General features: G+C 44.1%; 15 protein-coding genes. 3 read left to right on the forward strand and 12 right to left on the reverse strand.

Features of this window, described 5'->3' with window-relative positions:
* Positions 1 to 127: 127 nt before the first annotated feature.
* The 4 genes from ACXAD4_RS17495 to ACXAD4_RS17510 all read right to left on the reverse strand — a co-directional run bounded on the left by ACXAD4_RS17495 (position 128) and on the right by ACXAD4_RS17510 (position 3,573).
* A complete protein-coding gene (locus ACXAD4_RS17495; RefSeq protein WP_475243054.1) occupies positions 128 to 1,261 on the reverse strand; it encodes an acyl-CoA desaturase in 1,134 nt (377 codons plus the stop codon).
* A gap of 145 nt (positions 1,262 to 1,406) precedes the next feature.
* Positions 1,407 to 2,051 carry an SDR family oxidoreductase gene (locus tag ACXAD4_RS17500; protein ID WP_475243055.1) on the reverse strand — a complete coding sequence of 215 codons (645 nt, stop codon included), beginning with the start codon at positions 2,049 to 2,051 and terminating at the stop codon, positions 1,407 to 1,409.
* 126 nt (positions 2,052 to 2,177) lie between these two features.
* Positions 2,178 to 2,663 (reverse strand): acyl-CoA thioesterase, encoded by a 486-nt coding sequence (locus ACXAD4_RS17505; RefSeq protein WP_475243056.1) that lies wholly within the window; start codon positions 2,661 to 2,663, stop codon positions 2,178 to 2,180.
* Positions 2,664 to 2,844: 181 nt separating this feature from the next.
* A complete protein-coding gene (locus ACXAD4_RS17510) occupies positions 2,845 to 3,573 on the reverse strand; it encodes a hypothetical protein (RefSeq protein WP_475243057.1) in 729 nt (242 codons plus the stop codon).
* 213 nt (positions 3,574 to 3,786) lie between these two features.
* Here ACXAD4_RS17510 and ACXAD4_RS17515 point away from each other — a divergent pair, with 213 nt between their 5' ends.
* From ACXAD4_RS17515 to ACXAD4_RS17525, 3 genes are all read left to right on the forward strand, one after another.
* On the forward strand, positions 3,787 to 4,635 hold the full coding sequence (locus tag ACXAD4_RS17515; protein ID WP_475243058.1) for a lipase family protein: 849 nt from the start codon (positions 3,787 to 3,789) through the stop codon (positions 4,633 to 4,635).
* Positions 4,636 to 4,712: 77 nt separating this feature from the next.
* Entirely contained in the window at positions 4,713 to 5,441 is a 729-nt protein-coding gene (locus tag ACXAD4_RS17520) for a nitroreductase family protein (protein WP_475243059.1), read from the forward strand.
* A gap of 90 nt (positions 5,442 to 5,531) precedes the next feature.
* Positions 5,532 to 6,032, forward strand: coding sequence for a hypothetical protein (locus tag ACXAD4_RS17525; protein WP_475243060.1), 501 nt, complete (start codon positions 5,532 to 5,534; stop codon positions 6,030 to 6,032).
* A 104-nt stretch (positions 6,033 to 6,136) separates the two neighbouring features.
* Here ACXAD4_RS17525 and ACXAD4_RS17530 read toward each other — a convergent pair whose 3' ends face one another.
* From ACXAD4_RS17530 to ACXAD4_RS17565, 8 genes are all read right to left on the reverse strand, one after another.
* The gene (locus ACXAD4_RS17530) at positions 6,137 to 6,946 is read right to left on the reverse strand and encodes an alpha/beta fold hydrolase (RefSeq protein ID WP_475243061.1); all 810 of its coding nucleotides are present in this window, start codon (positions 6,944 to 6,946) and stop codon (positions 6,137 to 6,139) included.
* Positions 6,947 to 7,009: 63 nt separating this feature from the next.
* On the reverse strand, positions 7,010 to 8,365 hold the full coding sequence (locus ACXAD4_RS17535) for an MATE family efflux transporter (protein ID WP_475243062.1): 1,356 nt from the start codon (positions 8,363 to 8,365) through the stop codon (positions 7,010 to 7,012).
* Between the two features lie 107 nt (positions 8,366 to 8,472).
* A complete protein-coding gene (locus tag ACXAD4_RS17540; protein WP_475243063.1) occupies positions 8,473 to 9,051 on the reverse strand; it encodes a nucleoside triphosphate pyrophosphohydrolase family protein in 579 nt (192 codons plus the stop codon).
* Positions 9,052 to 9,273: 222 nt separating this feature from the next.
* Positions 9,274 to 9,630: a YibL family ribosome-associated protein gene (locus ACXAD4_RS17545; protein ID WP_317520022.1), complete on the reverse strand. Its 357-nt coding sequence runs from the start codon at positions 9,628 to 9,630 to the stop codon at positions 9,274 to 9,276.
* A 478-nt stretch (positions 9,631 to 10,108) separates the two neighbouring features.
* Entirely contained in the window at positions 10,109 to 10,894 is a 786-nt protein-coding gene (locus ACXAD4_RS17550; protein ID WP_475243065.1) for an HAD-IIB family hydrolase, read from the reverse strand.
* A gap of 57 nt (positions 10,895 to 10,951) precedes the next feature.
* Entirely contained in the window at positions 10,952 to 12,235 is a 1,284-nt protein-coding gene (locus ACXAD4_RS17555; protein WP_475243066.1) for a TRAP transporter large permease, read from the reverse strand.
* An 8-nt stretch (positions 12,236 to 12,243) separates the two neighbouring features.
* A complete protein-coding gene (locus ACXAD4_RS17560; protein WP_475243068.1) occupies positions 12,244 to 12,708 on the reverse strand; it encodes a TRAP transporter small permease in 465 nt (154 codons plus the stop codon).
* Positions 12,709 to 12,782: 74 nt separating this feature from the next.
* Entirely contained in the window at positions 12,783 to 13,796 is a 1,014-nt protein-coding gene (locus ACXAD4_RS17565; protein ID WP_475243069.1) for a C4-dicarboxylate TRAP transporter substrate-binding protein, read from the reverse strand.
* Positions 13,797 to 13,821 lie beyond the last annotated feature (25 nt).

The following is a 13,821-nucleotide window of genomic DNA, read 5'->3' on the forward strand; positions in this document are numbered from 1 at the left end:
ACTGGTGACCTTGCGTCTCTACGTCAACAAAACGTCAATGATTTCCTGAGAGCTTAACTTGTGACCAATCAATAAGTCAAAAAAAGGCGGGGAAATTCCCCGCCTTTTACAAGCTATCTAACTATTTTCACACATATTGTGCAGTTAGTTGTTGCCAGGATTTTCGCTGCTCTTCGAGCATTCGCTTCATTTCATTGTATTGCTGCAAAAATTCAAAACTCTCGTAGTTCTTAAGCAATTTCTTCTTCTTAAGCTCAATTAAGCGCTTTTTTGCCCCATAATAATCGGCAATTTTCTTCAGCAATAATTCGTATTCCTCATCCAACCGAGCCAGTTTAAGTTCAGTGGTTTTACTTTCTACACTGCCCATCAACTTCTCTTGAACACGCTTGTGAAGCATTCTGGCTTTCGCTTTTTCAATCCGATCCTCTGGGCTAGTTCGCAAGTTTTTCGTTGCTCCAAACCATGACAAAGATTTAATTAACCATTTCGTCGGATCAAACTGCCACCAGCGAATACCATTTCGGTAGTCATTTTCAAAGATATGATGGAAGTTATGATAACCCTCACCAAATGTCAGCAAGGCAAGCAGGCCATTATCACGCGCAGTATTCTTTTCCGTATATGGTTGAGAACCCCATACATGCGCCAATGAGTTAATGAAAAACGTAGTGTGGTGACTCAGCACCAAACGCACGATGCCCACCAACAATAACGCCCCCCAAACATCCCCATGGATCAGGCCAAAAACGAAAGGTATGCCAAAGTTAGTTGCTATGGCCAAAGGAACATAATACTTATGCTGCCACATTGCGATTTTGTCTTTCTGTAAGTCTCGGCAATTTGAGTAATCACTGTATCGGCTTGCTTGATACTCTCTTAGCATCCAGCCGATATGGCTATAGAAGAAGCCCATCTTGGCTGAGTATGGGTCTTTGTCGTTATTATCAACATAACGATGGTGAATTCGATGATCCGAAGACCAGTGCAGAATACTGTTTTGCAGAGCAAAAGCACCGCCAATAGCAAAGATAAACCTGACAACAGCATTGGCTTCATACGTTTTGTGCGACCATAAGCGATGATAACCCGCCGTTATAGACATGCCACAAAACGAGAAAGCAAACAGCAACATAAGCCATTGTGCAGCATCAAAGCCGACAAAATATGCATAAAGCGGGGTTGCTATAATAGCAATAAGGAATGTAACGGTGAAAATTGCAACATTTAACCACAATACAGGAGGTTTGGTAGAGGTCATCCTTTTGATCCTATCCATTGAGCGTACAACTGTAAGCCAGAATAGCCTTCATTAACTTTTACGTCAATTGGTTAAACATCTAGCAACAAAAAAAAGCCATCATTACTGATGGCTTTTGAAGTTCAACTCTCTCGAATAAAATTGTTTATCGCTTAAAATTACGGGTGAAAACTGGGTCAACACAAGCATAGATTTGTCCAATCGCATCTTCATCAGATAACACTTGATAAATAAGCCGGGCCACTTCAGCACGAGTGATTAAACCATGCACTTCACCATTCTGTGAAAGCTGACCTTGCTCAGTCACTTCCCCATCTTGCAAACCACCAGGGCGAAGTATGGTGTAGTCCAATTGGCTTGTTGATAACCAAGATTCTGCAAGGCTCTTTTCACGAACGGCTTTACCAAATACGGCTTTAGCTTTATCAGACAAAAAGGCCCACGAATCACCACATCCCAGTGAAGTCACCATAACGAATCGACGAATATTTCGTTGTTCCAATTCATCAATCACTAAACGGTGACCGATATAATCAACGGGTACCTCGGCTTGAAAGCTCCCCATCGTAGATACAGCAACTGCATTTTCGGGTGCCAAATCCAACAACGTATTGACGCTAGCTTGCTCAAGCGCATCACCCAGAACAACACTTACACCGATAGCTTCAAGCGCTGATGCACTTTCTGGTTTACGGACCATTGCATACACATCTACGCCCTGCTCACGAAAATAACGAGCAACCTCAAAGCCAAGGCCACGGCTTGCACCAAACAAAACAACAGGATTCATTGATTACTTCCATTTCGAACAAATCAAACGGTAATGATTATAACTATCATTACCGCTTTGTCTTTATTTCCAATCAATTCGTTGATCTATCCCAAGTTCTATAGCCTATTTACACTATCTGTTTGATCACTTTATATACTTCACATGCGCTTCCATTTCCTCACCGATTTCCTTGCGCATGTTCATCAACTTAATGGCTGATTCTCTTAGCACTTTATCTTCATCGGTTTGCGGAACCCATTCAGGAACATCTGTAGGCTGACCCTGTTCATCCACCGCAACCATAATCACGATACAATGAGTGGTCAGCTGGTTTTTCAGCTCTTTTGGATCACTCGCCTGGACATCTATCGCAATATGCATAGAAGAGCGCCCTGTATAAATAACCTTTGCTGTTACTTCTACTAGGTTACCTACATGAATAGGCTTTACGAAGCGAATGCCACCAGCGTAAGCCGTTATGCAGTATTTTCCGCTCCACCCCGCCGAACATGCATAAGCGGCCAGGTCGATCCATTTCATTACGGCGCCACCATGCACTTTGCCGCCGAAGTTAACATCACCCGGCTCGGCCAAAAAACGTAGTGTGACTTCCCGCTGTCTATTACTCATAGTATCTCCTTTCCCTTGTTGAGACTTTATCAAGGGCTTCAATTCACTGCGTATTATTGTTATTAGTATTAACACAAAGACAACAAGAAACACATAGATAGTTCACGGATTAAGTATTGTTGATTTAAAAAGAAAAAGCGCCCGAAGGCGCTTTATATGTATACGATAAACAAAACGATCATTAGCTTTGGCTAACGGCTTCCAACTGACTTTGTAGTTTCGCAATTTGTTGCTTCAGTTCAGCATTCTGCTTATTCAGTGATTGATTATCTTGATGAGCAGCTGCCTTTTCAGCTTCGAGCAAATTGACTTGCTCCTCAAGCTGTTTAGTTGTTTCTGTAGCTGCTTCTAGCTCGGCTTTAGCTTTGCGCGCATTACGCTGTGCTGTTTGCTTGGCTCTTGTCGCTTTGGTTACAGCCTCTTCGCTTGTAGCCAAGGAAGTTGCCATTGATTCGATTTTGCCTTCCTGAGCAGATAACTGAGCCAGTAGGTCAGCTTCTTTTGCCTTGGCCAGTTCTAACTCTTTTTCAAAGTCTTCACTCGCGCTGGTTGGTAAACCCGCTAACGCATTCCATTGGTCGACCATATTCCTTGTCATTTGATCCATAAGATCAAAAGGGAAGCACAAGGATTGTTGTTGATCTTGTTTGCTAGCAAATTGGTTATCCATCTCCTCAATCAGTTTAAGGCTTTGCTGATAGCTTTTCTCAAGCATACGCTTAGTGCTATCAACCGTCATGGTCTCAATCGCTTTGCCAGCTAACATCATTTGTTGAAAGTGTTTAACGACCGCCTCAGGTTGAGCCGCTTCGCTAAATTTCATAAAGGGGTGAGAGTTAACATCATAATCCATCATGTGTTCCTGCCATGTATCTACTAAATAGTTAAAAAAGCATGAAAATCCAGCCATCTATTCTTATATCAAATTGCTACGCCATTGGACAAATATTAAGCAAGGTATTTCATAAAATTTGATCTATATGCAATGATTTATTCATCTTACAAGGCTTGGATGACAGTTTTTATTTCACACAGTGATCATTATCAAACCGAATCCTTATTAGAAATGTCACATACTTAAGCTATATGTTTTAGTCATCTATGCGGTGAGGACCAGCGTTTAATGAAACCTTTGAAACGATATCAATATGAACGCTATGCCATTCTTTGTAACCTCGCCTACCCCAAAACCTTTAACCACACCTTGTATGGATTCGATAAGAATGGTCGCCATGAAGTCACAGACCGCTGGGGACGTACCATCATTCGTATTCTATGGGGAGAAAGAAATGAAGTTGTCGTGGTTTTTAAAGGCTCTCAAAGCGTTTGGGACTGGTTGATCAATTTAGCTTTTCTTCCAAAAAAGATTCGCTCCGGTGATCGCGAGTGTCATGTTCACTGGGGGTATTACTCTTTGCTTGAGCAACATAGTAAAGCCAACACTATCAAGCCTAATCCTCATTTAAGTGATGCCATGAACGCCGAGTTCATGCAGGCTAGCGAAAAAAACCTCAAGCAAACTGCGCTTACCTTGTATGAGCAAATAGAATCCGTGCTACTTCCCCTTATACAACAGGGAAAAAGGATCACCTTTACCGGTCATTCTTCCGGAGGCGCTATGGCAATTCTAGTTGCACACCGGCTATACCAGCATCAACCCGCCGCGATTAAGCGAATTGTGACATTTGGCCAACCCGCTACCGGTTTCTGGAATTTCAAACAATGTTATCCACTCGCTAAACGTACCTACCGTATATGCTGTGACTTGGACATCGTTACTTTTCTACCGCCTATTCCCTTTATGTTCTGGCATGTCGGGAAAGTCCTTTGGCTTCACAATGGCAAGATTTATGAAGATACACCCACCATAGCAAGGTTGTACCGCTCTATTGTCAGTTGGTTACTCAGACCCATCACCTACCATTACATGAATAAGTACATTCGAAATAAAGACTTCTTTGATAAGCACTGAGTAAGTGATGGCATCAACTTTGGTGAGATTGTTAAAACAGGTATAGTGAACGCAGGCTTTTTACTTTATCAACCAATATGTCTGAATCAACTACTGTATTATCGGAAATCATCCACTCGCGACGCTCAGTGCGTAAATACGACCAATCAGCACCATTCGACCATCATGCTGTGACCCGCTCTCTTGAGTTGGCCATTCTCTCTCCAAATAGCTCTAACATGCAATTATGGGAATTCCACCGTGTCGTTAGTGAAGATAAGCGTGAACAACTTGCACGTTATTGCATGGGACAAAACGCCGCCAAAACAGCCAATGAACTGGTCGCTTTTGTTGTGACACCATATAAATGGAAAGGCCGAGCAGAAATGAACGCCGCCACAATCCGAGAAGCATTCGAAGGCCGTGAAGATGCCACATCAAAGCGAGCACTGAAATATTATGAAAAGTTGATCCCTTTCGTTTATAACAATGATCGCTTTGGGATTTTCGGTTTGGGCAGAAAAATCCTCAGTTTTGTCCTGGGCTTCAACAAGCCAATGGTTCGTGAAGTGAGCAAAGCTGATGTACGCGTATGCCTTCACAAAAGCAGTTCCCTGGCGGCCATGACGTTTATGACAGCAATGCGCGCCGAAGGATATGATACCTGCCCGATGGAAGGCTTTGATTCCAAGCGAGCTAAAGCGCTCCTAGGACTGCATAAGGACGCTGAAATCACCATGATCGTAAGCTGCGGCAAACGTGCTGATGATGGTATTTATAGCGAAAGACATCGTGTTGCCAACGATGAGGTTATAATCAGTCATTAATTAAGCAAATAAATCTCAAGCCATACCCAGAAGGTTTCTTTTGCGGTATGGTGTTGGCAATCAAAGCAAAAAGAACGGTCAGTAGTCCAGATGAAACAACTCATCGAACGAAAAAACCGGTGGATGGCAAGCCATATCACCGATGCGGAGTTCCCAACCCCACTCAGTGAAAAAGGTCTTGCCTTATACCATGCAGCCCAGGAATCATTAGATTTTGGCCCTTACCAAGCCCCTGAATCCGAAAGCTCACTTTCACTGACCATCTACCCAGTAGACTGCCATCCTCTCACTATTCGATACTCGCTTGTTCTTGCTAACCGTTGGCAAAACGAATCTGACAAAGAAGCCTTGATTGAATACCTTACACAGATCATGTTTGAAGAAAATTCGCCTGCGCAGTTATTTGTCGGCTTCTTCAAAGGTAAACCTGCAGCGTGTGGTATGGTCTTCCATGATGACGAGCACGGCAGTTTGATTTGCGATGTGGCTGCACTTCCCCTACCTAATCAATCTGCACTGATCAGTGAGATGCAGCAAGCTTTGGCAGCTAAGGCAGTAAGCCAACCGCTTTACTGTGAGCAATTGAACTAATATTACCAGCCAGCAAAAATATATATTACAAAAAGAGCCAGTCATTCCAATGACTGGCTCTTTAGTATGTATCTGTTAGCGTAAGCTATTCGATTTAAATCATGTCAGCCGGCATGCTTAGATAAAAAGACAACTAGCTTTTCAGTGACAAATTCAGGCTGCTCTAGGTTACTGATATGGCCAGCATTCGGGATAAGAACAAACTCACTGCCAGTGATCCCATCATGCATTAGCTGAGACTCTAGCACTGGACGCATCGCATCTTGTGCACCAACCATGATTAACGTTGGCAGCGCAAACATCTCTGCATCTTCGAACATATCACGACGACCGAATACCATTCGACCAGCCTTTGCCAGAGCATGCGCTTTATCCTTCGTGGCTGACCGCAGGTTTTCACGGAAGCCATGGCGAATTGGATGGTTCCTGTCAAATGCTGCAAACTGTCGCTCATCAAAGAACTCAACGATATCAGTAGTAAGTGCCGCGTGTTCTTCCATTTCGGCCATCTTGGCAAAATACTTGGTATGAACGACTTCAGGTTCTAGACCAACAAAGGTATCCATCAATACCAAACTCTTAACCCGTGCCGGGGCGTTAATCACAAGCTCGGTTGCCCACATTCCCCCGGAAGACAAACCAATGAGGGAAAACGTATCAATGTCCAAATGATCAAGAAGAGCCAACACATCATTGGCATAATCACTAAGTGTACGGGTTGATTCTGGCGCAACTGAAGAACCACCGTGCCCCCAAAAATCCGGCACGATACAACGATAAGACTGACTGAGCACTTCCACCTGCGGCGCCCACATAGTGCTATCCCACAAATAACTATGTCCGAAGACAAGTACAGGGCCTTCACCGATATCCTGATAATGCATTGTCTGCGCATTAAGAGTAAAAGTTTTCATACGTTCCATTCCAACTTTTTGTTTTCGTTATAATTTACACCCAATTTGCTAGGATGTATTACGCTAATAGGTTGTACTATTGGCAAACTTAGTTTCTACTGCACTCATGCCTCGCTGATAGGCACTCCAAGCTACAACACCTGCCATCACATTGCCGACCATAGCGCCTATAAATAGCCCCTGAATGCCGCCATATTCCGAACCAATCCAAAGCAACGGCAAGAAACAAACAAACAGACGAAGTGCCGATATCACCAAAGCGCGCATTGGCATGGTTAGTGCGTTACAGATAGAAACCATCAACATACAAACACCCAGAGGACCAAGGCTTAGCGGTACCCAGGTTAAATGAATAGCAAGAATATCGCCGACCGCATCCTCACTGGTGAGTAGATCCGTCAAAGGTGCAAGCGTGATAAACAGTAGAATGGCTATTGCCAACTGCCATACCAAAACGAACTTCACCGATAGAGAAACCAATGACTTTATCTTAGCTATCTCACCTTTGCCCAACCATCGGCCAACCATTGGCGGCATAGACATGGTCAGCGCTAAGATAATGACGATTGAGAAAAACTCCAGTCTTGACCCCAATGCCCAAGCTGCAACAGTCGCGGCACCAAACCCTGCGACCAATTTGGTTGCCAGCATCGACGATAAAGGCGGCAATAATTGGCTCAGCATTGCTGGCGCCATGATATTCACTAGCTCTTTCATCGAGGCGAATATATCCAAGCCCTTCCACTCAAAACTCAGCCAGTGGCGTTGAATCACCTTAGGGTATACCGCTATCATACCGACACCAAAAGCGACAACCGTTGCCCAAGCGGCGCCGACTAGCCCCATATCAAAGGTGAAGATGAACAAAGGATCAAGTGCCATATTCAGTAAGCTGGTTACTACCATCATGATTCCCGGCAGCATGGTATTCCCATTGGCACGGCACAAACTGTAAGCGAAATACAGCATGGCACCACACCAAGAACTTGCCAGCCATGCAGGCCAGTAACTATCTATCACTGGGTATACATCTTGCGGTGCGCTTAGCATTTGCAAGATGCCACCGCGTGCAAACCAGATAAACAGGCAGATTAGCAATACACTGAGAGCACCAGTAATAACCACTAGCCCACCCAATTGTTTAGCGCGTTGGAAATCACCACTTCCTAACACTCGCGATATCAAGGACGTGGTTGCAATGCCAAGCCCAACCTGAAGACCGATGATCACCATTTGCATCGGTAGCGTAAAGCCCTGAGCAGCAAGCGGCAACACACCTAACTGACCAATAAAAGCACTATCAACCAGTTGGAAGCTCATGAGAGAAAGTACGCCAAATAGCATTGGCCAGGTCATATCGAAAAGCTGACGACCAAGAGACGTTTCAGAAGAAGGCTGAGTTTCTGATTTTGAAGGCATAGTGTTAAATATCTTTATTTTTGATTATTAAAGTCTATATACAAAAAAGCTCGGCAGTAAGAATACATTGTTCTCACCTTACCGAGCTTTATCGTTGCTGACTTAGGTTACGCTGTCACCAGCTTAACCAGATCAGCTGGACGGTAGTAGACTGATTTCAGTACTTTACCTTGGCGAACTAGTTTGCCACCAAGATCAACATCTTTGGCACACTTAGCGATGATGAATTCACCTTTCTGGCTACCGACAATTTCTACACCTTGTTTGGCATAAAAAGCTTTAGTCTCTTCGAATTCAGTTTCGTTACGGCATACTTTGCTCATGTTGCTCGAATGTACTTCATCCCAGCAAGAAACGAAATCAAAGCCCAAACGCTTAGTAATCTGCAGCAACAAGTCAATCAGGTAGCTGATACCAACATTTGATTCTACCTTGTCATCACCTAGGTGAACCAAGCGGCCCATCAATACATAAACCGAATCAACAATTGCATCTGCTTGCTCCACTAGAGAATCCGCTTCAGCAAGTTCGGTCAGCTCTTCAACCGCCAGCGATGTGTGTAGTGCATCAGCCTGTTCGTTCAAACTGGAAGGCGACTCGATATCCAAGTCAAAGGTATTACGAAATTCACGAATATCACGGTAAAGGTGATCGAACAGTGCTTGATCCAAAACAGACAGCTTCATGCAACTTTCCTTTAAGTCAATGTAACCCACATAAACAACTGAATCATTTACGCTAATACTGGGTGCCTTCTACCTTGATAGCATCCAGTTTACGAATAATATACGACATCCAGTAATTTGTTAGGATTGGAGAAATTCAGAACAAGGGAGCCTGTAGCTCCCGAGCTATATGCTTATCAGCTAGATGACTCAAGCTGATAAACAAAAATCTTATTGAGTCGATTAAAACTCTTTCGGTGCGAAACCAGTAACAACAGTGATACCCATTTCACGACCAAGTGCCGTCATTGGGTGAACAACAACTAGGCCTTTCACTGATTTCTTAAGCTTACCCATATCGGATTGCTCAGCTTTAGTCAGTGGACGGTTGAAAGGCAGAGACTTCACATCAGACCCTTTTTTGTTAAGTTGACGCTTGGTCTGGTGCTTAACTTTATTAATTTTTTTGGTAATGGTCTCGATTTCTTGTGTCGCCTGGCCGGCAATCGCCTGATCACCGCGCTCTTGTGCTCCAGCCAACTTACGACGAAGTTTATCTAAACGGTTATTTAGACTCTGAAGCTCTTTATTTAAATTCATGTAGTTACCTTATCTTTCTTCGCAATACCCTTTCACAAAATGCGTGGGTAAATTGCTTGACCGCAGATTATATAACAACCGTCACACTTTGGGCGAAGAATCTGACAAAAAATGTCTTCATTGTTCGGGTATTCAAAGAGTTCCTAACAAAGCAATCCCTCTATGTGTCTTACTTTTGATACAGGGCGCATTGCGATATCAGCGTTATTTTGCTCTCATATTCACAGTGTCAATAATTTGAACAATAAGCCAATAAAACGACAGTAGAGGTTAACATAAGGATATGTGTAAAGACTGTGGGATGCATGTTGCAAATACCCGAATAAGGCGGAACTTTATAGAGCGCCATATCACTCATAAAAGTAAATACAAGTTTTACTGCCCAAAGTGCAAACGTAAGATATTCATTGCGATTGGTGGGAGTACAGAAGCACACAAACAATAAAAAAACAGGCCATTACTGGCCTGTTCTTTTTCTTCACTTTAAATTGAGCAGCTTTTCAGAAAACTCTGCAAAACCAAAACCGCCTGGCTTTGTCATCACCACTTGTGGCTTAAACTTCAGCTGATCCCAGTAATGTTTGATATTTGCCACCCCAACGCTTTTTGGCAGCAACTCGAACATGTATTGGTCATTCATCGAATCACCCACGTAGCAAGCAGTCTGCTTGATCTGTTGATCCGTCAAACCTTTTTCTTTTAAGAAAGCTGTAGCTGTGTCTTTCTTTGAATGATCGCCATACCATGCGTTGATATGAATAGAGCTTGCCGTTGCGCTCGCTCCCAAGGCGTGAATACGACTAACAATTTGATTCACCGTTTCACTATCCACTTTAGGGCGGTTCTGGCCAATATCAATCGCCACTTCGCAAATACGGTATGCTTGGTCCAGCGTCAGATTCAATTCAGGATAGTCAGTAAGAATTGCCTCAATCTCTACTTTAAGGCGCTGCTGCGTGTTACGAATATCTTCGATTGGTACGTCGGAGCGAAGCGTCAAAAAGCCCTCTTTCTTCTCCATGATCACAGCGCCATTTTCAGCCAGTACCGCATCGACAGGCCATAGCTGGGCAATATGATCGCCCCAACCAGCACATGCACCGGTAACCGCAACCACTTTCTTTCCAGCTTCACGCAACTTTTGAAGGGCAATTAACGTCTCAGGTGGCAGTTGCCCTTGCCAAGTCAGGGTGTCATCTACATCCGTCAGTACCCATTCAATATCTTTCCAATCTGGTGAAAGCACTATCTCTTGCGAATTCATATAAACCTCAATCTTTCTAGGTGACTCCCTTGGCACTGATTTACCAAGGGAATCGAGTTACAGCATATTCGGCAAGAACATCACCAAACTTTCTGAAAATGTCAGCAGCATCAATACACAGAATAGTGCCAACAGTAACGGCAGAACTTCTTTGACGAAATCTACCATTTTCACTTTAAGGATGGAGCACACAGTGAACATCATCGAGCCAAATGGTGGTGTCACCCCGCCAATCATAATATTGACGATAACAATGATGCCGAAGTGCACGGGATTCACCCCCAAATTCAGTACAGCCGGGAGCAGTAACGGCGTTAGGATGATCATCGCCGCGCCACCTTCAATGAACATACCCACAACAAGCAGCAAGATGTTGATCAGCAATAACAACACATATTTGTTGTCTGTCAGCTCAATCAATGCCGATGCAACATTGTGCGGTATTTGCTCCAACGTCATGTAATAACCAAATACCATTGCCCCGATGATGATAAACATCACGCTGCTGGTACCCTGAATGGTCTCGCGTAAAATTAGTGGGAAGTGACGAAACTCTAACTGGCGGTAGACAAAAATACCGATAATAGTACAAAGCAATACAGCTATTGCACCGGCCTCAGTCGGAGTAAACAGGCCAAAACGCATACCGAGAATAATGCCAAATGGGATCAGCAAGGCTGGGATAGCTTTAAAGAAATATTGCCAGCGTTCCTTAGCAGAGGCCGCTTCGCTACGAGATGGCTTATAGTTTCGCTTTCTCGCAATAAAGGCGATGGTTACCATCAATGAAATAGCCATCAGAAATGCTGGAACATAACCGGCAATAAACATCTGGTGTACTGACACATTGGCCAGCAAAGCAAAGATGATCAAATTGATTCCCGGCGGGATCACAGGGCTGATACTTGATGATGCAGCCGTTACTGCTGCGGTAAACGGCAGGCCATAGCCTCGTTTCGTCATTTCAGGCGCCAATATTTTGGACTGCATCGCCGCATCGGCATTTGCTGATCCCGAAATACCGCCCATCATAGTACTGAGCAATACGTTTACCTGAGCCAGACCACCCGTTCGGTGCCCTATCATCGCATCGGCAAACGCGAGCAGACTTCGACTGATCCCTGCATAGTTCATCACAGAGCCCACCATGATAAAAAACGGGATGGCCAGCAACGGAAACGATTCTGCAGAGCTGATAAAACGCTGCATTACCAAAGTGACAGGAATCGAGCTGTTCAGAAACAAAAAATACACCATCGCCGAGGCAATCAGCGAAAAGGCAATGGGGATGTTCAGAAGAAATAGAACAAACAAAATTACAATAGGTAGATAGCTTTCCACAACAAGACCTATTTTTTACCGCGTTTTAGCGTGTTGAGATCATCGAAAATGAATTTCACGGTATGGAGTGCCATCAGCACGAAGCTGACAAACAACACGCCATTAATGGTGAAGTATGACATTCCCATCACAGGGGTGACTTTATTCGACAGCATCATGTACTGGTAGCTGAGCACCGCCATCAGAATGTTAAGCGCCAGCAAGAATAGTGATACCAGCAAATGAAAAGGACGCTTAGCTTTGTGCGGCAGCAAAGCCACGACTACATCTACGCCCATGTGAAGCTTATGCTTGTAGCATGAACTGATACCTAGATAGACCGCCCATATAAAGCACACCACAGAGAGCTCTTCGCTCCATGGCACGACAAAACCGAAGCCATATCGCAATACCACATTCACGATCACCATCAGCACCGTAATGCTGATAGCAATGGATGCCAATATTTCTTCTAGGTTACGTATAAAAAACACATTGTTCTCCAAAGCAGATATCGAAACGCCGGTGCTCCCTACTTCACCGGCGCTTCCTAGCTTATCGCTACTGCTTATTCTTGGTTAGCTCGAATAGTCGCTAGTTCATTCATAATCGTGGCGTGCACACCTTCGCTCCAGGTTGGGAACTGGTTGTATACCTCAGCCGTCAACTTGTTGAACTCTTCAGAGTTCACTTCGTTGAACGTCACACCAAGCTCTTCTAATTTCTCTGTGTATTCTTGGTCTAGCTTAATTAGCTCATCAGTATTGGATTCTGCACCTGCTTCTAGCTCTTCCATGATAATTTGCTGTTGCTCTGGGCTGAACTTGTCCCATACCGTCGGTGAGATATAAATACCAACGGTACCCAGGAAGTGTTTAGTCAGAGACATGTTCTTCGCCACTTCATAGATTTTGGTTGAGTACATTGTCAGGATAGAGCCTTCCAGACCATCAACGACACCTTGCTGAACACCCGCGTAAGTCTCTGGGAAAGGCAATGCCGCAGGCGCTGCACCCATTGACTGAAGTGTGCTGATGAACAGTTGGCTCTGTGGAACACGGATACGCATGCCTTTCATATCTTCCGAATTCACAATCTCTTTGTTACTGATCATGTGACGGAAACCAAACATGTAATCAGCATTCAGTACTTTGATACCTTTCGCTTCTGCCTGTGCGGACAACCCTGCCACATAGTCAGTTTTCATCATTGCTAGGTATTCATCGTAAGTGTTGTAAAGCATAGGACCTGCCAGAGCAGCAAAATCCGGCACGTAATCGCCTAAATAGCTCAGATCTTCAACGGCAATCCAATTAGCACCATTAACAACTTGCTCTAGGTTATCTTTATAAACAGGAAGCTGACCGCCAGGGAAAACCTTAATATTTACCGAACCGTCCGTACGTTCACGGATAGCATCCGTTGCTTTAATCAATTCCTGTGTCAGCAGTTCATTTTGGGTAAACACCAAGCTCATGTTCAGATCAATCGGTGCCGCTGTATCAGCGGTTTGATTATCAGCTTCACCACAGCCAACCAACAAAGCAGTAGCAGTCAACACAGTTCCTAGTAGCTTTTTCATATCCTTTAGCCTTCAATATGTTTAT

It is taken from the genome of Photobacterium sp. AWH4_225, assembly GCF_056158405.1.